This is a genomic window from Streptomyces luomodiensis, from assembly GCF_031679605.1.
Lineage (GTDB): Bacteria > Actinomycetota > Actinomycetes > Streptomycetales > Streptomycetaceae > Streptomyces > Streptomyces luomodiensis.
In genome coordinates this window covers 1569638-1592039 of the sequence record NZ_CP117522.1, presented here as the reverse complement: position 1 = coordinate 1592039, position 22402 = coordinate 1569638, and the positions used below count along the sequence as shown (strand labels likewise).

General features: G+C 72.4%; 18 protein-coding genes. 11 read left to right on the top strand and 7 right to left on the bottom strand.

From position 1 onward, the window contains the following. Positions 1 to 49: 49 nt before the first annotated feature. From PS467_RS06655 to PS467_RS06645, 3 genes are all read right to left on the bottom strand, one after another. Positions 50 to 2515: a GcvT family protein gene (locus tag PS467_RS06655; RefSeq protein WP_311034428.1), complete on the bottom strand. Its 2466-nt coding sequence runs from the start codon at positions 2513 to 2515 to the stop codon at positions 50 to 52. Then, positions 2512 to 3600, bottom strand: a complete 1089-nt coding sequence (locus PS467_RS06650) for an S-(hydroxymethyl)mycothiol dehydrogenase (RefSeq protein WP_311034427.1) — start codon at positions 3598 to 3600, stop codon at positions 2512 to 2514. The genes PS467_RS06655 and PS467_RS06650 overlap by 4 nt, the downstream gene beginning before the upstream one ends. Positions 3601 to 3926: 326 nt before the next feature. Then, complete coding sequence (locus PS467_RS06645; RefSeq protein WP_311034426.1) at positions 3927 to 4724, bottom strand: IclR family transcriptional regulator; 798 nt, start codon at positions 4722 to 4724, stop codon at positions 3927 to 3929. Positions 4725 to 4874: 150 nt separating this feature from the next. Here PS467_RS06645 and PS467_RS06640 point away from each other — a divergent pair, with 150 nt between their 5' ends. Further along, positions 4875 to 5237, top strand: coding sequence for a bifunctional 3-phenylpropionate/cinnamic acid dioxygenase ferredoxin subunit (locus PS467_RS06640; RefSeq protein ID WP_268970567.1), 363 nt, complete (start codon positions 4875 to 4877; stop codon positions 5235 to 5237). Beyond that, positions 5234 to 6451 (top strand): NAD(P)/FAD-dependent oxidoreductase, encoded by a 1218-nt coding sequence (locus tag PS467_RS06635; RefSeq protein WP_311034425.1) that lies wholly within the window; start codon positions 5234 to 5236, stop codon positions 6449 to 6451. The genes PS467_RS06640 and PS467_RS06635 overlap by 4 nt, the downstream gene beginning before the upstream one ends. Here the strand turns inward: PS467_RS06635 and PS467_RS06630 are convergent. Continuing rightward, the gene (locus tag PS467_RS06630) at positions 6399 to 6818 is read right to left on the bottom strand and encodes a hypothetical protein (RefSeq protein WP_311034424.1); all 420 of its coding nucleotides are present in this window, start codon (positions 6816 to 6818) and stop codon (positions 6399 to 6401) included. The two genes, PS467_RS06635 and PS467_RS06630, sit on opposite strands and share 53 nt — an antisense overlap. Positions 6819 to 7185: 367 nt before the next feature. Here PS467_RS06630 and PS467_RS06625 point away from each other — a divergent pair, with 367 nt between their 5' ends. The 4 genes from PS467_RS06625 to PS467_RS06610 are packed head-to-tail and all read left to right on the top strand — an operon-like array spanning position 7186 to position 11311. Further along, the gene (locus tag PS467_RS06625) at positions 7186 to 9900 is read left to right on the top strand and encodes a sensor histidine kinase (protein WP_311034423.1); all 2715 of its coding nucleotides are present in this window, start codon (positions 7186 to 7188) and stop codon (positions 9898 to 9900) included. Next, positions 9897 to 10325 (top strand): roadblock/LC7 domain-containing protein, encoded by a 429-nt coding sequence (locus PS467_RS06620; protein WP_268970563.1) that lies wholly within the window; start codon positions 9897 to 9899, stop codon positions 10323 to 10325. Before PS467_RS06625 ends, PS467_RS06620 begins: the two co-directional genes overlap by 4 nt. 16 nt (positions 10326 to 10341) lie before the next feature. Continuing rightward, positions 10342 to 10737: a DUF742 domain-containing protein gene (locus tag PS467_RS06615; protein WP_311034422.1), complete on the top strand. Its 396-nt coding sequence runs from the start codon at positions 10342 to 10344 to the stop codon at positions 10735 to 10737. Beyond that, a complete protein-coding gene (locus PS467_RS06610; RefSeq protein ID WP_268970561.1) occupies positions 10718 to 11311 on the top strand; it encodes a GTP-binding protein in 594 nt (197 codons plus the stop codon). Before PS467_RS06615 ends, PS467_RS06610 begins: the two co-directional genes overlap by 20 nt. A gap of 243 nt (positions 11312 to 11554) precedes the next feature. Here the strand turns inward: PS467_RS06610 and PS467_RS06605 are convergent, their stop codons facing one another. Continuing rightward, entirely contained in the window at positions 11555 to 12328 is a 774-nt protein-coding gene (locus tag PS467_RS06605) for an MIP/aquaporin family protein (RefSeq protein WP_311034421.1), read from the bottom strand. Positions 12329 to 12682: 354 nt separating this feature from the next. On the opposite strand from PS467_RS06605, the gene PS467_RS06600 reads away from it, so the two are divergent. The 4 genes from PS467_RS06600 (at position 12683) to PS467_RS06585 (ending at position 16764) form a co-directional block, all read left to right on the top strand. Further along, complete coding sequence (locus PS467_RS06600; protein ID WP_311039775.1) at positions 12683 to 13804, top strand: ABC transporter ATP-binding protein; 1122 nt, start codon at positions 12683 to 12685, stop codon at positions 13802 to 13804. 101 nt (positions 13805 to 13905) lie between these two features. After that, the gene (locus tag PS467_RS06595; RefSeq protein WP_311034420.1) at positions 13906 to 15093 is read left to right on the top strand and encodes an ABC transporter substrate-binding protein; all 1188 of its coding nucleotides are present in this window, start codon (positions 13906 to 13908) and stop codon (positions 15091 to 15093) included. Between the two features lies 1 nt (position 15094). Next, positions 15095 to 15940 carry an ABC transporter permease gene (locus tag PS467_RS06590; protein ID WP_268970556.1) on the top strand — a complete coding sequence of 282 codons (846 nt, stop codon included), beginning with the start codon at positions 15095 to 15097 and terminating at the stop codon, positions 15938 to 15940. Between the two features lie 11 nt (positions 15941 to 15951). Then, complete coding sequence (locus PS467_RS06585) at positions 15952 to 16764, top strand: ABC transporter permease (RefSeq protein ID WP_311034419.1); 813 nt, start codon at positions 15952 to 15954, stop codon at positions 16762 to 16764. A 52-nt stretch (positions 16765 to 16816) separates the two neighbouring features. Here PS467_RS06585 and PS467_RS06580 read toward each other — a convergent pair whose 3' ends face one another. Then, positions 16817 to 17617, bottom strand: a complete 801-nt coding sequence (locus tag PS467_RS06580; protein ID WP_311034418.1) for a M15 family metallopeptidase — start codon at positions 17615 to 17617, stop codon at positions 16817 to 16819. A 73-nt stretch (positions 17618 to 17690) separates the two neighbouring features. Further along, positions 17691 to 20132 carry a glycoside hydrolase family 31 protein gene (locus PS467_RS06575; RefSeq protein WP_311034417.1) on the bottom strand — a complete coding sequence of 814 codons (2442 nt, stop codon included), beginning with the start codon at positions 20130 to 20132 and terminating at the stop codon, positions 17691 to 17693. A gap of 208 nt (positions 20133 to 20340) precedes the next feature. Here PS467_RS06575 and PS467_RS06570 point away from each other — a divergent pair, with 208 nt between their 5' ends. After that, positions 20341 to 22359, top strand: coding sequence for an acetoacetate--CoA ligase (locus tag PS467_RS06570; protein ID WP_311034416.1), 2019 nt, complete (start codon positions 20341 to 20343; stop codon positions 22357 to 22359). The last annotated feature ends 43 nt before the right edge of the window (positions 22360 to 22402 follow it).

The following is a 22402-nucleotide window of genomic DNA, read 5'->3' as shown; positions in this document are numbered from 1 at the left end:
CGCGGCGGTCGGCCGGCGGGGGCGAAGAGCTCGAGGGCGTGCGCCCGCGTCAGCGGCGGATACGTTCCATACGCGGGTCGAAGAGGGGCTCGGCGGCGACGGTCGCGGGGACCTTCTCGCCGAAGTACTCGATGTGGACGGCGGTGCCGGGCACGGCGATCGCGGCGGGCAGCCAGGCGTAGGCGACGGTCCGGCCGATGGTGTAGCCGTAGGACGCGCTGGTCACGTAGCCGGCCGCGACACCATCGGCGTACACCGGCTCCTTGCCCAGGACGATCGCGGCCGGGTCGTCCAGGGTGAGACAGGTCAGCCTGCGCGCCACCGTCTCCTCGCCCCGGCCCTCGAGCGCCGCACGCCCGATGAAGTCGCCCTTGTCCATCCGGACGGCGAAGCCGACCCCGGCCTCGTAGGGATCGTGCTCGGTGGTCATGTCATGGCCCCAGGCGCGATAGCCCTTCTCCAGCCGCAGGCTGTTGAAGGCCGAGCGCCCGGCGGCGATCACGCCGTGGCGCCGGCCCGCCTCCCACAGCGTGTCCCACAGCCGCAAACCCATATCGGCGGTGGTGTACAGCTCCCAGCCGAGCTCGCCGACGTAGGACAGCCGCATCGCGGTCACCGGGACATGGCCGAGGTAGGTCCGCCTGACCTTGAAGTAGCCGAACGCCTCGTGCGAGAAGTCGTCGCGGGTCAGCGGCTGGACCAGGTCCCGGGCGAGCGGACCCCAGACGCCGATACAGCAGGTGCCGGGGGTGATGTCGGCGATCCGCACGTCATCGGGGGCGTGGCGCAGCAGCCAGTCCAGGTCCGGTTCGCCGTTGGCGCCGACCTGGAAGTGGTGCTCCGAGAGCCGGGCGACGGTCAGATCGCTGCGGATGCCCCCGGCCTCGTCCAGCATCAGCGTGTAGGTGACCGCGCCCGGTTTCCTGGCGAGCTGATGGGTGGTCATGCGCTGGAGGAAGCCGAGCGCGCCGGGCCCGGTGACCTCCAGTCGCTTGAGCGGGGTCATGTCGTACAGCGCGACCCGCTCCCGGGTGGCCCTGGCCTCGGCGGCGGCGATCGGCGACCAGTAGCGGGCCGACCAGGGGTCGCGCGGGGGCAGGTCGACGGCCTCGGCGAGCGGGGCGTTCGCCTCGTACCAGTGCGGCCGCTCCCAGCCCGCCGCCTCCAGGAAGTAGCCGCCCAGCTCCCGCTGCCGGACGTGGAAGGGGCTGACCCGCAGCGGACGGGGCTGCTCCATGGGTTGCAGCGGATGGATGATGTCGTAGACCTCGACGAAGTTCCGCTGTCCCCGCTCGGCGACGTAGGCGGGGGACCGCTGGACCTCCTCGAAGCGGTACAGATCGCATTCATGGACGTCCATGCCCGGCCGCCCGTCCGTCATCCACTCGGCCACCGCACGGGCCACCCCCGCGGAGTGGGTCACCCACACCGCCTCGGCCAGCCAGAAGCCGCGCACCTCGCGGGACTCGCCGAGGACCGGCATACCGTCGGGGGTGAAGGAGAAGACCCCGTTGAAGCCCTCCTCGACCCGGCTCGCGCCGAGCGCCGGGAGCAGCCCGACGCTCTCCTCCCAGCTGGGGGCGAAGTCCTCCGCGGTGAACGGCAGCGAGGACGGCATCACCGGGGCGTCGTCGTACGCGGGCAGCCGTGCCGGGTCGACCGGGAGCGGGCGGTGGGCGTAGCTGCCGATGCCGATCCGGTCGGTGTGCTCGCGGTAGTAGAGGTCGCGGTCCTGGAAGCGCAGGATCGGCCGGCTCGCCTCGGTGCGGGGGGCCTCGGCCCCCGCGAGTCCGGGCAGCGGCGCGGTCAGGGCGTACTGGTGGGCCAGCGGCTGGAGCGGGACGGGGACCCCGGCCATCGCGCCGATCAGCGGGCCCCAGAACCCGGCCGCGGAGACCACCACGTCGGCGGGGAAGGTGCCCCGGTCGGTGACGACGGCGGTGACCCGGCCGCCCTCCCGCCCGATGGCGGTGACGGTGTGCCGGTCCAGGAACCGGGCGCCGCGGGCGGCGGCCCGCTCGCTTTGGGCGCGGCACGCCGGCAGCGCACGGGCGAGCCCGTCGTCCGGGGTGTGGAAGCCGCCGAGGATGCGGTCCGGGTCCAGCAGCGGCCACAGCTCGGCGCACCGGGCCGGGCCGAGCAGCTCGCCCCGTACGCCCCAGGAGGTGGCCAGACCGGCCTTGCGGTGCAGATCGGCCCAGCGCTCCTGGCTGGTGGCGATCTCCAGACCGCCCACCGGGTTGAAGCAGGAGCGCCCCTCCACCTCGAGGGCGGAGAACTTCTCCACGGTGTACCGGGCGAAGTCGGTGAGGGTCTTGGAGGGGCTGGTCTGGAAGACCAGGCCGGGGGCGTGCGAGGTGGAGCCGCCGGGGGCGAGCAGCGGGCCCTGCTCCAGGACGGTGACATCGCTCCAGCCACGGACGGTCAGCTCATCGGCGAGGGAACAGCCGACGATCCCGGCACCGACGATCACGACACGGGCATCACGGGCCACAGCGCCGTAGTGCTCCCTCACAGCAACACCACCACCGACCGCAGCACCTCGCCGCGCTGCATCCTGGCGAACGCGGCCTCGACCCCGTCCAGCGTGATCGTCTCGCTGATGAACGCCTCCAGATCGAGCTTGCGGCTGAGGTGGAGGTCGACCAGGACCGGGAAGTCACGGCTGGGCAGGCAGTCGCCGTACCAGGACGACTTGAGCGCACCGCCCCGCGAGAACAGATCGATCAGCGGCAGATCGACGCGCATCTGAGGGTCCGGCACCCCGACCTGCACCAGCACCCCGGCCAGATCGCGCATGTAGAAGCCCTGGAGGTAGGTCTCGGGGCGGCCCACCGCGTCGATGACCACGTTCGCGCCGAAGCCCCCGGTCAGCTCCCGCACCGCCTCGACCGGGTCCGTACCCCGGGAGTTGACGGTGTCGGTGGCGCCGAAGCGGGTCGCCGCGTCCAGCTTGGCGTCGTCGATGTCCACGGCGATCACCCGGCGCGCCCCGGACAGCGCGGCCCCGGCGATCGCGGCGTTGCCGACGCCGCCGCAGCCGATGACCGCGACCGTGTCGCCGTTGGACACCCCGCCGGTGTGCACGGCCGCGCCGTAGCCGGCCATCACCCCGCAGCCGATCAGACCCGCCGCCTCGGGGCGGGCCGAGGGGTCGATCTTCACCGCCTGTCCCGCCGCGACCAGCGTCTTCTCGGTGAACGCGCCGATGCCCAAGGCCGCGTTGAGCGGGGTGCCGTCGGTGAGCGTCATCGGCTGGGCGGCGTTCAGGCTGTCGAAGCAGTACCACGGGCGGCCCCGGCGGCAGGAGCGGCAGCCGCCGCACGGCGCCCGCCAGGCCAGGACCACGTAGTCACCGAGGGCGAGCCCGGTGACGCCGGGGCCCACGGCCTCGATGATGCCGGCCGCCTCATGCCCGAGCAGATACGGGAACGCGTCACCGATCGCGCCGTCCCGGTAGTGCAGGTCGGTGTGGCACACCCCGCACGCCTGGACGCCCACCAGCACCTCACCGGGGCCGGGGTCGGGCACGAGGACGGACAGCACCTCCACGGGGGCGCCCTTCTTGACCGCGACGACGGCGCGGGCTTCTTGCGGCATGGCTCACTCCTCTGTTCTCCTGCGAGCGCGGGGACGGTGCACGGGAGCCGGCATGAGTGCCGTGATGGAGGAGGGCGGGGCGGAGGCCGCGCCAACGGCCGCCGGTTACCCCCCAGTTGCGTATAGCGCGGTGTGTTGCGCGATGAGAGACATCCTGAAAGTCGCCGCCCCATGCGGTCAAGGGGCTGCGCGCAAACCGCCTGTAAAGCCGCGTTGACTGGGGGTTTCGTATCGGTCACCCGGCCGCCGCACAGCCGTCCGAAACGGCGACGAGGGGGCCGGACGGCTCCGGCCCCCTCGTCGGGTGGGTGGGGTGGTGCGGTGGCTCAGCCGGGGAAGCCCATCCGGCGGGACAGCTCCTCGGCGGTCTTCATGGCGTACTCGGCCAGATCGGGCAGTCGGCCCCGCGCCATCCGGTACGCCGGGCCCGAGACGCCGATCGCGCCCAGGACCGCGCCGTCGTGGCCGCGCACCGGCGCCGCCACCGCGTTCAGCCCGATCTCCAACTCCTCGCAGGAGTAGGCGAAACCGCGCTCGGCCGCCGTCTCCAGCTGCTGCCGCAGCTCGGCGGAGGTGGTGATGGTGTGCTCGGTGAAGCGCGGCAGCTTCCGCGTCACCAGGCGCTCCCGGCGTTCGCCCGGCAGATGCGCGAGCAGCACCTTGCCGCTCGCGGTGGCGTGCAGTGCGGTGCGCCGCCCCAGCCAGTTGAAGGCGGTCACCGCCGCGGCGCCGCGCGCCTGCATGATGTTGACCGCCGCGTCCCCGTCCAGTACGGCGATGTTGGCCGTCTCGCCGGTCTCGTCGGCCAGCGCCCGGCACACCGGGGCGCCCTCCTGCGAGATGTCCAGGCGGATGGCGGCGGCGCCCGCGAGTCTGAGCACCCCGGCGCCGAGGTAGTACTTCCCCCGGTCCCGCTCCTGCCCGACCAGTCCGCGGTTCTCCAGCACGCCGAGCAGCCTGAAGGCGGTCGACTTGTGGACCCCCAACTCGTCGGCGATCTCGGTCACTCCGGCCTCGCCGAGCCTGGCGAGGATCTCCAGGACGCTGACCGCCCTGTCCACCGACTGCACTGCCCCGGCGGCCCCCCGCTTCTCCTCGGCCCGTTCCTCGGTCGTGTTCGTCATGGTTCTGATCTCACCATCCGGCGGCTTCGCGTGGGGCCCCTCGGTCAGGGAACTCTTGACGGCTGCCTTCGCGATCTGGATTCTGTTGCGCATCGCGCATTTCAGTGCACTATCCACAACGCATGATACCGATCAACGTGAGGGGGGCCAATGATTCCCGTCTGCCGTATCGAGGACCTGCCGGAGGGTGAGTCGGTGCGGGTCGAGGCCGGCGACGCCACCGCGGCGATCGCGGTGTTCCACACCGACGGCGCGTACTACGCCATCGATGACACCTGTAGCCACCAGGACGCCTCCCTGTCCGAAGGGTGGCTGGAGGGCTGTTACGTCGAATGCCCGCTGCACGCCGCGCTGTTCGATCTGCGCTCCGGCGAGCCGACCTGCCTGCCCGCACGTCAGCCCGTACGGACCCACGCAGTCACGGTCGTGGACGGAATGCTGTATGTCCACCCCGCGGCGCACACTGTTCCCGGCGAGCCCGCGCGCACGGCACCGGAAGAAGCCGTGGCATGACGACGGTCGCCACGGTCACCGTGGTCGGGGCCTCCCTCGCGGGGCTGCACGCGGCGCGGGGCCTGCGCTCCCAGGGATACGACGGGCGGCTGGTGATCGTCGGGGAGGAGCGCCACCGTCCCTACGACCGCCCGCCGCTGTCCAAGGAGTTCCTGACCGGGGAGTTCCCGACCGGGGACGGCGACCCGGGCGAGGGGCCGGGCCGCCTCGCCCTGACCGACCCCGAGGAGGAGGCCGAACTGGACGCCGAGTGGCTGCTCGGCGTCCGGGCCGAGGCACTGGACACCGCGGCCGGGGAGATCCGCCTCGCGGGCGGCCGCACCCTGCGCACCGACGGCGTCGTCATCGCCACCGGGGCCACGCCCCGAACGCTGCCCTTCCCGCACCCGGCCGGAGTGCACACCCTGCGCACCCTCGACGACGCCATCCGGCTCCGCGCCGCGCTGCGCGCGGGTGCCGCACGGGTGGTCGTGATCGGCGCGGGCTTCATCGGCGCCGAGGTCGCCTCCTCCTGCGCCGCCCTCGGGCTCGACGTCACCGTCGTGGAGGCCGCGCCGCTGCCGCTGGTGCCCCAACTGGGCGAGGAGATGGCCCGGGTGTGCGCCGCGCTGCACGCGCGGGGCGGGGTCACCCTGCTGTGCGGCGCCGGCGTCGCCGGTCTGCGCGGCGGCGGCCGGGTCACCGGCGTGGAACTGGCCGATGGACGGGTGCTGCCCGCCGATGTGGTGGTCGTCGGCGTCGGGGTGCGTCCGGCCGCCGGGTGGCTGGAAGGCTCCGGTCTGGCGCTGGACGACGGGGTGCGGTGCGACCAGGGCTGTGTCACCGCGCTGCCCAACGTGGTGGCCGTCGGGGACGTGGCCCGGCTGGCCCAGCCGGGCACCGCGCGCACCGTGCGGGCCGAGCACTGGACCAGCGGGATGCTGCAAGGCGCCGTCGCCGCCCGCAATCTGCTCGCCGGGTCCACCGTCGAACCTTTCGAGGCGCTCCCCTGCTTCTGGTCCGACCAGTACGGCGCGCGCATCCAGTACGCCGGGCGGCGGGCGCCCGGCGACACGGTCCGCGTCCTCGAGGGGGACCCGGCCGACGGCGGCGGCTTCCTCGCCGTCTACGAACGTGACGGGATGCCCACCGCCGCCCTCGGCATCGACCGGCCTCGGCCTTTCACGCGGCTGCGCCGCGAGCTGGCCCGCGCTCCGCAGCCGGCCGGGAGGTGACCGGTTCCGACTCACCGGCCCGCCGGCGCTGCCGGCGCACCTCCCGGGCGGTGCTGCTGGGCCGGGACACCACCCCGTAACGCTGGCGCCAGACCTGCCGGGTCACCCACACGTCCAGCACACCCCAGGTCGCCACCACCACGCTCGCCACCGTGGCGAGCACGGCGGGCAAGGCGGACCATGAGCCCGCCAGCGTGCACAGCATCGCGACCATCGTCAGGACCAGCGTCACGGCGACGATGATGACCGCCCGCACGGCCGCCGCACGCACCGGATCGGGCAGCCGCCGCCTGCGCGCCGGCTCCTCGGTCCACAGCGGCCGGGCCCCGTGCGCCGGGATGTCGCGATCCTTGTCCATCGCGTCCATGACGCTCCCACCCCTTCCCGCGGCTGCCCCCGGTGCCACCGCGTCAGATAACGGGACTTGGGTTTGTATGTTCCCCCAGTGTGCCCCTCTGGATCACGAATGGCACCGACCGGGGGTTCCCCCGGGGAGGGGAAAACCAGCCAACCGCGGCCGTGCGGCGGCGGACAAGAACCGGCGGAAGAGCACCGAGCGGCCGGGGGGTAAGTCGGGGAATCACCCGACAACTCATGATCACGGAGTGTAAGGAACTCCCTGCATCAAGTGGACAAGCCTTCGATACGTACAACTGGCAGTAGTAGGCTCGCGCCGCTCGTTGTCGGAACTCGGAACACCGCCCCCCGGATTCGGGGACGACGTTGGGGAGGCCATGCGCTTTCGCGGTAAGTCCATCCGCAGGAAGATCGTGGCGCTGTTGCTGGTGCCGCTCGTGTCACTGACGGCGATCTGGGCCTTCGCCACGGTGATCACCGGTCGGGAGGCGATGCAACTGCTGAACGCCTCCGACATCATCGACAAGGCCGGTCAGCCGGCCGAGGTCGCGGTGCACGCCGTACAGGACGAACGCCGGCAGACACTCATCCTGCTCGCCGATCCGCGGCAGTCGGACGCCCTGCCCGTGCTCCACTCCCTGCAACGCAAGACCGACCAGGCCATCGACAAGCTGCGGGCCGCCGATTCGGACGGCGATATACACGGCAAGATGAACGGCGACTCCGAGGAACAGCTCGACAACATCCTCAAGGCCGCCGACGGTCTGGACAGTCTGCGGCGCAAGGTCGAGGACGAGGGGATCTCGTCCGCGCAAGCATATGAGTATTACAACAAGCTTGTCGATCTCTGTTATACCTTCCGCAGCTCCCTGCACGCGGTGCCCGACACCGATCTCGACAAGCAGGGCCGTGCGCTGGTCGCCATGATCCGCGCCCGGGAGGCGCTCTCCCGCGAGGACGCGCTGTTCGCCTCGGCGCTGACGGCGCGCAAGATGACGATGGCGGACCTCAAGGCGATGTCCGACCTCGTCGCCGAGCGCACCCTGCTCTACGAGGTCAACCTGCCGATCCTGCCGGACTCCGAGCAGAAGATCTTCGCCGACTACCGGCGCACCAACGCCGCCCCCGCCGCCCTGCGCGTGGCCGAGGGCAAGCTCTTCTCCGCGATGGACCCCGACACCGCCATCCGGGCCCTGGACCAGGAGCACTGGGAGGCCGCGGCCCACCCCGTCCTCAACGACTACGACCGGCTCGGCGAAGAGGCCACCGACCGGCTCCAGAAGCGCATCGACCCGGTGGCCGACGCCGTGATGCTCAAGGCGGGCATCGCCGGGATCCTCGGCCTGGTGGCCCTCGTCGTCTCCGTCTTCGTCTCGTTCCGGATCGGCCGCGGCCTGGTCCGCGACCTCTCCCGGCTGCGCAAGGACGCCCAGGAGGTCGCCAGCGTCCGGCTGCCGAGCGTGATGCGCCGCCTCGGCGCGGGCGAGCAGGTCGACGTGGAGACCGAGGCGCCCCGGCTGGACTACGGCCCCGATGAGATGGGCCAGGTGGGCCAGGCCCTCAACACCCTCCAGCGGGCAGCCGTCGAGGCCGCGGTCAAACAGGCCGAGCTCCGCCAGGGCGTCTCCGACGTCTTCGTCAACCTCGCCCGCCGCAGCCAGGTGCTGCTGCACCGTCAGCTCACCCTCCTCGACACCATGGAGCGGCGCACCGAGGACACCGACGAGCTGGCCGACCTGTTCCGCCTGGACCATATGACCACCCGTATGCGGCGGCACGCCGAGGGCCTGGTCATCCTCTCCGGCGCGGCCCCCTCCCGGCAGTGGCGCAAGCCGATCCGGCTGATGGACGTGGTGCGGGCCGCCGTCGCCGAGGTGGAGGACTACGAGCGGATCGAGGTCCGCCGGCTGCCGCGGATCGCGGTGGTCGGCCCGGCCGTCGGCGACCTCACCCACCTCGTCGCCGAACTGCTGGAGAACGCCACCGTCTTCTCACCGCCGCACACCGCCGTCCATGTGCACGGTGAGCGGGTCGCCAAGGGCTTCACGCTGGAGATCCACGACCGCGGCCTCGGCATGACGCCCGACGCGCTGCTGGAGGCCAATCTCCGGCTCGCCGAGACCCCCGAGTTCCAGCTGTCCGACACCGACCGGCTCGGACTGTTCGTGGTCAGCCGGCTCGCCCAGCGGCAGGGGGTGCGGGTCTCGCTCCAGCCCTCGCCGTACGGCGGCACCACGGCCATCGTGCTCATCCCCGCCACCCTGCTCACCGAGGAAGACGTCCGGAGGGACACCGACGACCCCGACACCGGCGGCCGTTATATCGACACCCCGCGGCGCGGTGTGGGCGACGTCCGGCTGGGGCCCGTCGAAGAGCCCGGCCCGGCCGCACCGGCGGCGTCCCTGACGGCAGCCTCGGCGTCCTCGGTGTCCTCGGCGCACGAGGGCCACGACGACCCCGACGAGGACGAGGAAGTGGGCGGAATCTTCCGGGCGCGCGGCCTGAAGGGCCGTCGGTCCGGGCGCACCGGGCCGGTGCCATCCACCGTGGAGCAGCACCAGCAGGCCGCGGACGGCCCGGTTCCCGCACCGGGCGGCGGCCCCGCGCCGCTGCCCCGCCGCGTCCCGCCGGTCCTGGTCGCCGACCACGGCCGGCCGGTCGAGAACACATCCGGCGGACGGCACGCCCGTCCGCAGGGCCCGGGGCAGCCGTCCTGGGCCGAGCGTCCCGACGGCCAGGGCCGGGACCAGACGCGGGCGCAGGGCCGGGACCAGGCCCAGGGCCCGCGGGGCCCGCGGCGCGCGGGAGGGGGCCCGGAACAGCGCCCGGTGCCCACCCAGCGGGCGGCCTCCGGCCTCCCCAAGCGGGTACGGCAGGCCAGCCTGGCCCCGCAGTTGAAGAACGACCCCGCACCTTCGGACGAGGCAGACCGACCTCCTGCCGAGACCGATCCCGAGCGCGATGCCGAGCAGGCGAGGGCCACCATGGCCGCACTGCAACGGGGATGGCAGCGCGGTCGGCGGCAGTCGGCCACCGGATCCGGCGGTGTGGACGTAAGTCAGGGAACGACACCTGAGGGGGACGGTCGATGACCGCATCGAATGCCGCAGCACGCAACGACTCGCCCAACGCGTCGGGCGAACTGAACTGGCTGCTCGACGAACTGGTCGGACGAGTGGGCAGCATCCGCAAGGCGCTGGTGCTCTCCGGGGACGGGCTGCCCACCGGCGGCTCCCGCGATCTGTCCCGGGAGGACGGTGAACACCTGGCCGCCGTGGCCTCCGGTTTCCACAGCCTCGCCAAGGGCGTCGGCCGCCACTTCGAGGTCGGCCGGGTCCGTCAGACCATCGTCGAGCTCGACGACGCCTTCCTGTTCGTCACCGCGGCGGGCGACGGCAGCTGTCTGGCCGTCCTGGCCGATGCCGACTCCGATGTGGGCCAGATAGCATACGAGATGACGCTGCTGGTCAAGCGGGTGGGCGTGCATCTGGGCTCCGCTCCGCGATCCAGTGGGTGACGTAAGGCCGGGGGAGATGAGCGGAGACGGGGAGAGCGCCACCCGATGGTTCGACGACGCGGCCGGACCGGTGGTCAGACCCTATGCGATGACGCGGGGACGCACCCGCAGCGCCGCCGAGGGAAAGCTGGACCTGATCGCGGTCGTCGTCGCCGACAGCGCCACCCACCGGACCGTCGCCGATCAGACGTTGTCCCCGGAGCACATCGACATCGTCGAGCTGAGCCGGGACAGCCCGCAGTCCGTCGCCGAACTGGCGGCCGAGCTCGACCTTCCGATCGGCGTCGTCCGTGTGCTCATCGGCGATCTGCTCCACGCCGCACTCGTCCGAGTGTCCCGGCCCGTACCTCCGGCGGAACTGCCGGACGAGAGTATTCTGCGCGAGGTGATCAATGGTCTACGGGCACTCTGACCCGGGCCGCCCGCACATCGTCGAACCGGTCACACTGAAGATATTGGTGGCGGGCGGGTTCGGGGCGGGCAAGACGACTCTGGTGGGCGCGGTCAGCGAGATCAAACCGCTGCGCACCGAGGAGCTGCTCACCGAGGCGGGCCGGCCGGTCGACGACATCGCGGGGGTGGAGTCCAAGACGACCACCACCGTGGCCATGGACTTCGGACGCATCACGCTCCGGGAGGACCTGGTCCTCTATCTCTTCGGCACACCGGGCCAGGACCGCTTCTGGTTCCTGTGGGACGAGCTGGCCACCGGCGCGCTGGGCGCGGTGGTGCTGGCCGACACCCGCCGCCTGGAGGACTGCTTCGCCGCCATCGACTACTTCGAGCGCCGGCACATCGCCTTCACCGTGGCCGTCAACTGCTTCGAGGGGGCCGAGCGCTATCCGGAGGACTCGGTGCGCGACGCGCTGGACCTCGACCCCGGCACCCCGGTCGTCCTGTGCGACGCCCGGGAGCGCGAGTCGGCCAAACATGTCCTGATCTCGGTGGTGGAGCACGCGATGCTGGCCTCCACGGCCGGGCGCTGAGCGGCACGGCACGGCCCGTACCCCGCCGTCCGGGGTACGGGCCGCCGTCGTGACGGCACCGCGCGCGGCACCGGAACGCCGCGCCCGCCTCACGAGCCCTGGATGCCCTGTGCCGCCTGGTCGGGGCCGTGCCAGCCGAAGCGCCGCCGTTCCGGTCGAAGATGATGCAGCGGCTGGAGGTGGTGCCCTGGTCGGTCGCGGCGACGTAGGTGTCCGTCGGATGCGGCATGGCGTCTCCTTCGGTCAGAAGGCTGCGTTGAAGACGAGCCCCGCGAGGACGGCCCCGATCAGCGGGCCCACCACCGGTATCCAGGCGTACCCCCAGTCCGAGGTGCCCTTGTGGGGGATGGGCAGCAGGGCGTGGGCGAGGCGTGGCCCGAGGTCGCGCGCTGGGTTGATGGCGTAGCCGGTGGGCCCGCCCAGGGAGAGGCCGATGCCGACCACCAGGAAGGCGACGAGCAGGACGGACAGACCCGAACCGTAGATCACAGTGCCGTCGCCGCTGCCGCCGCCGTCGACCGGGCCGATCCCGATGCCGTCGACCCTGCCGAACGCGAGCAGCGGCAGCACCAGCGCGACCGTCGCGATGATCTCGGTGAGGAGATTGGCCACCGGGTTCCGGATCTCCGGGACGGTGGAGAAGATGCCGAGCGTGGGAAGGGCGTTCCGCTCATCGGCGTTGGCGGCGAACTGCGCGTAGTACAGCGCCCAGCACAGCACCGCGCCGATCACCGCGCCGATCAGCTGTCCGAGGAGGTAGAGCGGCACCTTGTCCCAGTCGCCGGTGTCGACGGCGACGCCCACGGTCACCGCCGGATTGAGGTGGGCGCCGGACAGCGGCGCCGCGGTGTAGGCACCGGCCATGACGCCGAAGCCCCACCCGAAGGCGATGACGATCCACCCGGCCGACTTGGCCTTGGAGTGGTTCAGGGTGACGGCGGCGCAGACGCCCGCCCCGAAGAGAATCAGTATCGCGGTGCCGATGACCTCACCGGTGACGATGTCCCCATTGCTCATGGCGGCTCCTCTGACCTCGCCCGGGGCGGTCGGCCCCGGTCCTCCGTGCTGGGTCGTTTCGAGCGTGCGGATGCGGCGGAATCGCCCATGGGGGGTGAGCGTCGGGAAGGCCTGCGCGCGGCGACGCCGACTGATATCGCAGCAGTGTTCACCGGTGGTCAGGGGGCGTCAAGGTGATGGACGGCAACGGTATTCCGGCCACGTCCGAACAGTCCCGCCCAGCGCCGGCACCCCCCGAAAGGGCTGTGGCTGACGGCGCGTCAGGTGCGGAGCGCCGGGGGTCCACCCGCGCGTAACCCCGGTACAGTGACCGCGATCACGGACCTGATCGGCCCAAGGCGAGGGGAGCGGTCGGTGGCGGAGACGGAGACCAGGACGCGGACCCGGACCACGACGACGCGCACGGCCGTCCGGCTCCATGCCGTCACCAAGGACTTCGGCACGGTGCGCGCGGTGGACGCCGTCGACCTCACCGTCCACGAAGGTGAGTTCTTCTCCCTGCTCGGTCCCTCCGGCTCGGGGAAGACCACCCTGCTGCGGCTGATCGCGGGCTTCGAACAGGCCACCGGCGGCCGGATCGAACTCGCCGGGCGCGATGTCACCGCGACGCCCCCCAACCGCCGCGATGTGCACACCGTCTTCCAGGACTACGCCCTCTTCCCGCACATGAGCGTCGAACAGAACGTGGCCTACGCGCTGACCGTACGCGGCGTCCGCAAGGCCGAGCGGATCGCCCGTGCCCGTGAGGCGCTGACCACCGTACGGCTGGACGGCTTCGCCGCCCGCCGCCCCGCCGAACTCTCCGGCGGCCAGCGCCAGCGCGTCGCCCTGGCCCGCGCCCTCGTCGACCGGCCCGCCGTGCTGCTCCTCGACGAACCGCTCGGCGCCCTGGACCGGGGGCTCCGGCAGGAGATGCAGACCGAACTCAAGGAGTTGCAGCGCACCACCGGCATCACCTTCCTGCTGGTCACCCACGACCAGGAGGAGGCACTGACCATGAGCGACCGGCTGGCCGTGGTCCGCGACGGCCGTATCGAGCAGACCGGTCCGCCGGTCGAGGTGTACGAACACCCCGCCACCGTCTTCGTCGCGGGCTTCGTCGGCACCACCAACCTGCTGCGCGGCGAGGCCGCGGTCCGTGTCGTGGGCCGCCCCGGCACCTACTCCATCCGGCCCGAGCGGATCCGGCTCACCGATCCCGCCGAACCGTCCGCCGAGCTGCCCGCCGGTCCCAGCGGTCCCGCCGGTCCCACCGATCCCGCCGAGCCGCCCGTCGACGGCCGGCGGACCGTCACGGGGCGCGTCACCGATGTCGTGCACGCCGGGGCGCACACCCGCTTCACCATCGCGCTTCCCCACGGCGACCGCCTCACCGTGCACCGCCAGAACCTCACCGGACTCCCCGAATCCGCCCGTCCGGGCGGCGAGATCCGGCTTTCCTGGGACGATCGGGACGCCTTCCCCGTACCCGGCTGACCCGAGTTGACCTTGTCATTGCCGACGGCACCCTGGCGGCGGCATACCGGCCGCCCGATACTGGCCGGGCCTCAAGTGCCAAGCGGGACGAGGAGGACCGGATGCGGAAACGGAAGATGTCTGCGGGGAGGTCCGTGGCCGCGGTCTGCGCGCTGCTGCTGACCGCGGCCGCCGCCGGGTGCGGCTCCGGCGGCGATGACGGCAAGGGCGGCCACGCACCCGAGAAACTCGGCAAGGGCGAAGGCGAGGTCAACATCATCGCCTGGGCCGGCTACGCCGAGGACGGCTCCAACGACCCGAAGGTCGACTGGGTCCACCCGTTCGAGAAGAAGACCGGCTGCAAGGTGAACACCAAGACGGCCGGCACCTCCGACGAGATGGTCTCGCTGATGAAGACCGGGCAGTACGACACGGTCTCCGCCTCCGGCGACGCCACCTTGCGCCTCATCGCCTCCGGCGACGCTGCCCCCGTCAACACCGCACTGGTGCCCCACTACAAGGACATCTTCCCGGCGCTCAAACAGCAGCCGTTCAACTCCAGGGACGGCCGGATGTACGGCATCCCGCACGGCCGGGGCGCCAACCTCCTGATGTACCGCACCGACAAGGTCACCCCCGCCCCCGACTCCTGGCGCGCCGTCTTCGACGACGCCGCCCGGTACGAGGGGCATGTCACCGCCTACGACTCGCCCATCTACATCGCCGACGCCGCGCTCTATCTGATGCGTGCCAAGCCCTCGCTCGGCATCGAGAACCCCTACGCGCTCGACCAGAAGCAGCTCGACGCCGCCGTCGCCCTGCTGAAGAAGCAGCACAAGGCGGTGGGGGAGTACTGGAGCGACTACCAGAAGGAGATCACCGCCTTCAAGGGCGGCGACAGCGTCATCGGCACCACCTGGCAGGTCATCGCCAACCTCACCAAGGACGAGAAGGCCCCGGTGAAGGCGGTGCTCCCCAAGGAGGGCGCCACCGGCTGGTCCGACACCTGGATGGTCTCCTCGAAGGCCGACCACCCCAACTGTGCCTACCGGTGGCTCGACTGGATCGTGTCGCCCAAGGTCAACGCCCAGGTCGCCGAGTACTTCGGCGAGGCCCCGGCCAACCGTAAGGCCTGCGCCGAGACCTCCGACCCCGACCACTGCGCGATCTACCACGCGGACGACGAGAAGTACTTCAAGCGCGTCCACTTCTGGACCACGCCCATCAAACAGTGCCTGGACGGCCGCAAGGACACCGACTGCACCGACTACGCCCAGTGGACCAGGGCCTGGACGGAGGTCAAGGGCTGAGATGCCGGCCGCGCCCGCTTCCGGCTCGCGGCTGCGCCTGACCGCGCTCCTCGCCCCGCCCCTGCTCTGGCTGACCCTGGCCTATCTGGGCTCACTCGCCGTCCTGCTGCTGTCGGCCTTCTGGGCCACCGACTCCTTCACCTCCGATGTCGTCCACACCTGGAACACCGACAACTTCCACGAGCTGCTGACCACCCCCGTCTACCGCACCATCGCCCTGCGCACCCTGTCCATCGCGGCCGCCGTCACCGTCATCGACGCCCTCCTCGCCCTGCCCATGGCCTTCTTCATGGCGCGGGTCGCCGGCCGGCGCTGGCGGCGGCCGCTGCTGGTCGCCGTGGTCACCCCGCTGTGGGCCGGCTATCTGGTCAAGGCGTACGCCTGGCGGGTCATGCTGGGTGAGGACGGCGTCGTGAACGCCGCCCTCGCCCCGCTCGGGCTGCACGGACCTGGCTACGGCACCACCGCCGCCGTCATCGTGCTCGGCTACCTCTGGCTGCCCTACATGATCCTGCCGGTGTACGCGGCCCTGGAACGGCTCCCCGGGCGCGTCCTGGAGGCATCCGCCGACCTCGGCGCCGGCGCCTGGCGCACCCTGCGCTCCGTCGTCCTGCCCGCCGTACGCCCCGCCGTGCTCGCCGGGTCCGTCTTCACCTTCTCGCTCAGCCTGGGCGACTACCTCACCGTGCAGATCGTCGGCGGCAAGACCCAGCTGCTGGGCAATGTCATCGCCTCGCAGGTCACCCTGGATCTGCCGATGGCCGCCGCGCTCTCCGCCGTCCCCGTCGTCCTCATCGTCTGCTATCTGGCCGCCGTACGTCGTGCGGGCGCCCTCGACTCGCTCTAGGAGGTGGGCGCATGCGGCTGTCGCGCACCGCCAAAGTGGTCCTCGGCTGTGTCACCGCGGCCGGGCTCGCCCTCGTCTACGTCCCCCTGCTGCTGGTGCTGCTCAACTCCGTCAACGCCGACCGCTCCTTCGGCTGGCCGCCCAGCGGCCTCACCGGCCGGTGGTGGCGGGCCGCGCTGCACAGCGACGGCGCCCGCCAGGCCCTGCTCACCTCGGTCAGGGCCGGGCTCGCCGCCACCGCGATCGCCCTGGTCCTGGGCACCCTGGCCGCGTACGCCGTCCACCGCCACCGCTTCTTCGGGCGGCGGACCGTCTCCTTCCTGCTCGTCCTGCCGATCGCGCTGCCCGGCATCGTCAGCGGTATCGCCCTCAACGCCGCCTTCCGCACCGTCCTGGAACCGATCGGCATCGGCTTCGGCCTGTTCACGGTGGTCGTCGGACACGCCACCTTCTGCGTCGTGATCGTCTTCAACAACATCGGCGCCCGGCTGAGCCGGCTCGCGCCCTCGCTGGCCGAGGCGTCCGCGGACCTCGGGGCGCGCCCCTGGCAGACCTTCCGGTACGTCACCTTCCCGGCCATGCGCTCGGCGCTCTTCGCGGGCGGGCTGCTGGCCTTCGCGCTCTCCTTCGACGAGATCGTCGTCACGACCTTCACCGCCGGGCCCGGCACCCGCACCCTGCCCATCTGGATCTACGAGAACCTGGCCCGCCCCCACCAGGCCCCCGTCGTCAACGTCGTCGCCGCGCTGCTCGTCCTGCTGTCCGTGGTGCCCGTGTACATCGCCCAGCGGCTGTCCTCGGACACCGCGGGCGGCCGGCTGTGAGACTGGACGGCCGCGCGGCTGGACGGTCGTGCGGCTGGACGGCCGTGCGGCGTCAGCCGGTCAGCGAGCGGCGCGCGACGGGGAAGTCGAAGTAGGTGTCCGGGAACGGCTCCGGCTGGTACGTGTAGTGCCACCACTCCTCGGCCAGATTGACGAAGCCGAGCTCCTCCAGAGTGCCCTTGAGCAGCAGCCGGTTGGCCCGCTGCGCGCCCGTGATCCGCGGATCGAGCGTGTGCGAGAGCGTGTCGAAGCAGTCGTACCCGGTGCCCATGTCCACGGAGTTGTCCGGGAAGCGGTCCGCCTTGGCCGCGTAGCACGGCACCAGCTCCTCGCCCGGCACATAGGGGCGGGTGGGCAGGGCCGGGAGCCGTACGATCGTCAGATCCACCGTACTGCCCCGGCTGTGCCCCGACTTCTCGGCGATATAGCCGTCCTCGAACAGCCGGGACTTGTCGACCTCCGGATAGAACTCGCCCTTCATCCGCTGGTCGTCGAGGTCCTTGGCCCACGCCACGAAGTCGTTCACCGCACGCTGCGGCCGGTAGCAGTCGTACACCTTCAGGGTGTAGCCGCGCCGCAGCAGCCGGCGCTGCGCCCGGTGCAGCGCCTCGGCGGCCGGGCGGGTCAGGACGCACATCGGCCGGCGGTAGCCGTCCACCGGGTGACCGGTGAAGTTGTGCGGGGTGAAGTAGCGGATCTCCTGACGGATGGTCGGATCGACGTCGCTGAGGGCCACGAACTCCTTGGGGGCCTTCGGCTCCGGCTCCGCCCGCGCCGGGGTGGCGGGGGAGACGGCCAGCAGAGCGGCGACGGGCAGGGCGAGCGCGCGCAGCGCGACGGCGAGTCTTGGCATGGTCAGCACATAACCAGCCCACCGAAGGCGGAGACAACCCCCTTCCGGCGAACCCCGCCCAGCCCCCGCCCCGTCAGCTCCTGCGACGCGGCCGCCTGGTCTCCCCCACAGGCGCCTCACCCCGTATCCGCACCGGATACCCCACTTCGCCGCCGCCCTCCCGCTCGACCGTCACCGCACCGTCCCGCAGCCGGGTGATGAACCGCAGCAGCTCCGGCTTCTCCCAGCCGTCGCCCGCCGGCACGGCCAGCGTGCCCGCCCCCGCGCCCCTGCGGCCCTGGCTCGGTGTCCACACCTCCAGCTCCACCCCGCCGTCCGGCCCCGCCACCGGCACCGCCGCACCGGCCCGCGCCAGCACCGGGATGCCCGACAGCGGGGCGTCCAGCACCACCTGGCCGGGGCCGTCGTACGCCCGGTCGGTCGCCGTGTCGTACCAGCGGCCGCGCGGCAGCCGCACCGGCCGCCGGCGCACGCCCTCCTCCAGCACCGGCGCCACCAGCAGCGCGTCCCCCAGCAAGAAGGCGTCCTCGCAGTCCCGCAGCGCCCGGTCCTTGGGCGTCCGCCACCACACGGGCCGCACATACGGGGCGCCGGTGCGCGCCGCCAGCTGGGCGAGCGTCATGAAGTACGGCAGCAGCCGCTGCCGTGTCCGCAGCGCCGCCGCCGCGTGCTCCAGCACCCGCGGCCCGAACTCCCACGGCTCCCGCCGCCCCGCCGAGATCGCCGAATGGGTGCGGAACAGCGGCAGATACGCGCCCAGCTGGAACCAGCGCAGATACAGCTCCGGCGAGGGATGGCCGGTGAACCCGCCGATGTCGGGGCCCGAGTACGGCACCCCCGACAGGCCCAGCCCGATCACCAGCGACAGCGAGGCCCGCAGCCCCGCCCAGTCCGTCGCCACATCGCCGGACCAGCTGCCCCCGTACCGCTGCAACCCCGCCCATCCCGAGCGCGAGAAGAGAAACGGCCGCTCGTCGGGGCGCAGCTCGCACAGCGCCTCGTAGCCGGCCCGCGCCATCGCCAGCCCGTAGACGTTGTGCGCCTCCCGGTGGTCGCCGCCCCGGCCCTCCAGGGCGTGCCGGGCCGAGCGCGGCAGCGTGGGCTCCCCGAAGGCGGCGAACGACACCGGCTCGTTCATGTCGTGCCACACCCCGGAGAAGCCCTGCGCCAGCCGCTCCGCGTACAGCCCGCCCCACCACTTGCGCACCCGCGGATCGGTGAAGTCGGGGAACACCGACTCGCCCGGCCACACCACCCCGCGCACCTCGCGGCCCCGGGTGTCGCGCACGAACACGTCCTCCGCCGCCCCGCTCTCGTACACCGCGTTGCCCGGCTCCGCCTTCACCGCCGGGTCGACGATCGACACCAGCCGCACCCCGTCCTCGAGCAGTTCGGCGGCGAGCCCCGGCAGGTCCGGAAAGCGCGCCGTGTCCACCGTGAACACCCGGTGGCCGGCCAGGTGGTCGATGTCCAGGTGCAGCGCGGACAGCGGCAGACCCCGCTCCCGGTAGCCCGCCACCACCCGCCGGACCTCCGCCGCGTCGCCGAACCCCCAGCGCGCGTGGTGATGGCCCAGCGCCCAGCGCGGCGGGACCGCCGGGGCGCCGGTCAGCGCCGTCCAGCCGTGCAGCACCCGTGCCGGGGTGCCCACGATCACCCAGTAGCGCAGCGGGCCGCCCTCCATCCGCGTCCGGCACCAGCCGGGCCGGTCGTGGCCCGAGCCCGCGCCCTCCTCGCCCTCCCGCAGGGTGACCGCCCCGTCCCAGGAGTTGTCGTGGAACACCAGATGGGTGCCCGCGTCGGCCACCACCAGCTGCACCGGCATGGTCAGATACAGCGGATCGTCCCCCGGCCCGAAACTGCCGCCCGGATCGGTGTTCCACAGCCGGTACACCCCGTCCCGCAGCCGGGGCCCCGACGCCCGCCCGCCCAGCCCGAAAAACCGCGCGTCCGCCGCCACTTCGGACCGCTGCAGCCAGCGGGCGCCCTCCCCGCGCACCCCCCGGTCATCGGGTGCCGGGGCGCTCGGCATCCCGGCCGGCTCCCACCAGCGCGGCGGCAGGTCCCGCCGCAGCACCACCCCGCCCGGAGTGCGCACCTCCACCGTGCCGTTCCCCGACACCACCACCGTGACCCGCTCGGACACCACCCGCCAGCCGCCGCCGGTGTCCGGCTCCAGCTCCGCCCGCTCGTCCGCCTCCGGACAGGGCCCGGCCAGCGCGTACGACGGCTCCGGCTCGGCCCCGTCCCAGCCGCAGAACACCGCGCCGCCCGTGGTCACCCGCACCCGCAGCGAGGAGCGGGCGAACCGCACCACCCCGCCCCCCGGCTCCGGCTCGGCCCCCTCCACCTCACCCGGCACCCGGGCCAGCTCGGTGCCCCGGCGAGCCAGCCCCACCGCGTCGGAACGCCGCCGCCGCCACGCCGAGCGCAGTGACCGCAGCCCCTGCGCCGTGCAGATCACTCTCATCGACCGCACCAGCTTCTCCGACCGCACCAGGTCACGCGCATTCATACTGCTCAGCCTGCCATTGACAGCACTGGGTGGGGATACGGTTCAACTGCCGTTCACCCGTGGTCGGCTCATATGAAGCCGGCCTGTGATGTGGGGTGGCGCCCCTGGTGCGGGAGTCGATCACATGGCATCGTCCTGTGCGGACGCACATGAGCCGGCTGCGCCCCCGCGGACGCGGCCGGCGCGGACAGCCCGGGAGCCGACACCCATGACCACCACAGCGCACCCCGACCACCGGCCACAGCCCCTGTGGCAGCCCGGCGCGGACCGGATCGCCCGGTCCCGGCTGACCGCCTTCCACGCCTGGGCGGCCGAGCGCCACGGCGCGCCCGCGCCGGGCCCGGACGGCCCGGCCGCGGACTACGCCGCACTGCACCGCTGGTCGGTGGAGGAGCTGGAGACCTTCTGGCAGGCGGTCACCGAATGGTTCGAGGTGCGCTTCACCACCCCGTACGAACGGGTGCTCGCCGACGCCGCCATGCCCGGCGCCCGCTGGTTCCCCGGCGCCACCCTCAACTACGCCGAGCACGCCCTGCGCGCCGCCGAGGACCCCGGCCGCGCCGACACCCCCGCGCTGCTCCACGTCGACGAGACCCATGAGCCACGCCCGATCAGCTGGGCCGAACTGCGTGGCCAGGTCGGCGCCGTCGCCGCCGAACTGCGCCGCCTCGGCGTCCGCCCCGGCGACCGGGTCAGCGGCTACGTCCCCAACATCCCCCAGGCCACCGTCGCCCTCCTGGCCACCGCCGCCGTCGGCGCCGTATGGACCTCCTGCGCCCCCGACTTCGGCGCCCGCAGCGTCCTGGACCGCTTCCAGCAGGTCGAACCGGTGGTGCTGTTCACCGTCGACGGCTACCGCTACGGCGGGAAGACCCACGACCGCACCGCCACCGTGGCCGAACTGCGCGCCGAGCTGCCCACCCTGCGCGCCGTCGTGCACATCCCGCTGCTGGGCACCCCCGCTCCCGAGTCCACGCTGGCCTGGGACGACATCGTCCGCGAACCGGCGGACCCGGTGTTCGAGCCACTGCCCTTCGACCATCCGCTGTGGGTGCTGTACTCCTCGGGCACCACCGGGCTGCCCAAGGCGATCGTGCAGTCCCAGGGCGGCATCCTGGTGGAGCACCTCAAGCAGCTCGGCCTGCACTGCGACCTCACACCCGGCGATCGCTTCTTCTGGTACACCTCCACCGGCTGGATGATGTGGAACTTCCTGGTGTCCGGCCTGCTGGTGGGCGCCACCGTCGTCCTCTACGACGGCAGCCCCGGCTATCCGGACACCGCCGCCCAGTGGCGCGTCGCCGAACGCACCGGGACCACGCTCTACGGCACCTCCGCCGCCTACGTCATGGCCTGCCGCAAGGCCGACGTCCACCCCGGCCGCGACTTCGACCTCTCCCGGGTGAAGTGCGTCGCCACCACCGGCTCCCCGCTGCCGCCCGACGGCTTCCGCTGGATCCACGACGAGGTGTCCGAGGACATGTGGATCGCCTCCGTCAGCGGCGGCACCGATGTGTGCAGCTGCTTCGCGGGCGCCGTGCCCACCCTCCCCGTCTACGTCGGCGAACTCCAGGCCCCCGCCCTGGGCACCGACCTCCAGGCGTGGGACCCGCTGGGCGAACCGGTGGTCGACGAGGTCGGCGAGCTGATCGTGACCCGGCCCATGCCGTCGATGCCGGTCCGCTTCTGGAACGACCCCGACGGCACCCGCTACCGCGACAGCTACTTCGAGATGTTCCCCGGCGCGTGGCGCCACGGCGACTGGATCACCCTGACCTCACGCGGCACCGTGGTCATCCACGGCCGCTCCGACTCCACCCTCAACCGGCAGGGCGTACGGATGGGCTCCGCCGACATCTACGAGGCGGTCGAACGGCTCCCGGAGATCCGCGAATCCCTCGTCATCGGCGTCGAACAGCCCGACGGCGGCTACTGGATGCCCCTCTTCGTCCACCTGGCCCCGGGCGCCACGCTCGACGAGGAGCTCCTGGCCCGCATCAAGACCACCATCCGCACCCAGCTCTCCCCGCGCCATGTCCCCGACGAGGTCATCGAGGTCCCCGGCGTACCGCACACCCTCACGGGCAAGCGCATCGAGGTCCCGGTCAAGCGCCTCCTTCAGGGCACCTCCCTGGACAAGGCGGTCAACCCGGGCTCGGTGGACGACGTGGAACTGCTGCGCTTCTACGAAAGCCTGGCCCGGAAGAAGGGCGACGCGACCGCCTAGGCGTGCTGTCCCGGTTCGGGGAGGGGCAGGGTGGGGAAGACCC

Excerpts from the sequence above, each read along its gene's own strand:
- PS467_RS06595 (WP_311034420.1), top strand. The coding sequence starts at position 13,906 with ATGCGGAAACGGAAGATGTCTGCGGGGAGGTCCGTGGCCGCGGTCTGC.
- PS467_RS06615 (WP_311034422.1), top strand. The coding sequence starts at position 10,342 with ATGAGCGGAGACGGGGAGAGCGCCACCCGATGGTTCGACGACGCGGCC.
- PS467_RS06585 (WP_311034419.1), top strand. The coding sequence starts at position 15,952 with ATGCGGCTGTCGCGCACCGCCAAAGTGGTCCTCGGCTGTGTCACCGCG.
- PS467_RS06630 (WP_311034424.1), bottom strand. The coding sequence starts at position 6,818 with ATGGACGCGATGGACAAGGATCGCGACATCCCGGCGCACGGGGCCCGG.
- PS467_RS06620 (WP_268970563.1), top strand. The coding sequence starts at position 9,897 with ATGACCGCATCGAATGCCGCAGCACGCAACGACTCGCCCAACGCGTCG.
- PS467_RS06590 (WP_268970556.1), top strand. The coding sequence starts at position 15,095 with ATGCCGGCCGCGCCCGCTTCCGGCTCGCGGCTGCGCCTGACCGCGCTC.
- PS467_RS06640 (WP_268970567.1), top strand. The coding sequence starts at position 4,875 with ATGATTCCCGTCTGCCGTATCGAGGACCTGCCGGAGGGTGAGTCGGTG.
- PS467_RS06625 (WP_311034423.1), top strand. The coding sequence starts at position 7,186 with ATGCGCTTTCGCGGTAAGTCCATCCGCAGGAAGATCGTGGCGCTGTTG.
- PS467_RS06645 (WP_311034426.1), bottom strand. The coding sequence starts at position 4,724 with ATGACGAACACGACCGAGGAACGGGCCGAGGAGAAGCGGGGGGCCGCC.
- PS467_RS06580 (WP_311034418.1), bottom strand. The coding sequence starts at position 17,617 with ATGCCAAGACTCGCCGTCGCGCTGCGCGCGCTCGCCCTGCCCGTCGCC.
- PS467_RS06650 (WP_311034427.1), bottom strand. The coding sequence starts at position 3,600 with ATGCCGCAAGAAGCCCGCGCCGTCGTCGCGGTCAAGAAGGGCGCCCCC.
- PS467_RS06610 (WP_268970561.1), top strand. The coding sequence starts at position 10,718 with ATGGTCTACGGGCACTCTGACCCGGGCCGCCCGCACATCGTCGAACCG.
- PS467_RS06575 (WP_311034417.1), bottom strand. The coding sequence starts at position 20,132 with ATGAATGCGCGTGACCTGGTGCGGTCGGAGAAGCTGGTGCGGTCGATG.
- PS467_RS06605 (WP_311034421.1), bottom strand. The coding sequence starts at position 12,328 with ATGAGCAATGGGGACATCGTCACCGGTGAGGTCATCGGCACCGCGATA.
- PS467_RS06635 (WP_311034425.1), top strand. The coding sequence starts at position 5,234 with ATGACGACGGTCGCCACGGTCACCGTGGTCGGGGCCTCCCTCGCGGGG.
- PS467_RS06570 (WP_311034416.1), top strand. The coding sequence starts at position 20,341 with ATGACCACCACAGCGCACCCCGACCACCGGCCACAGCCCCTGTGGCAG.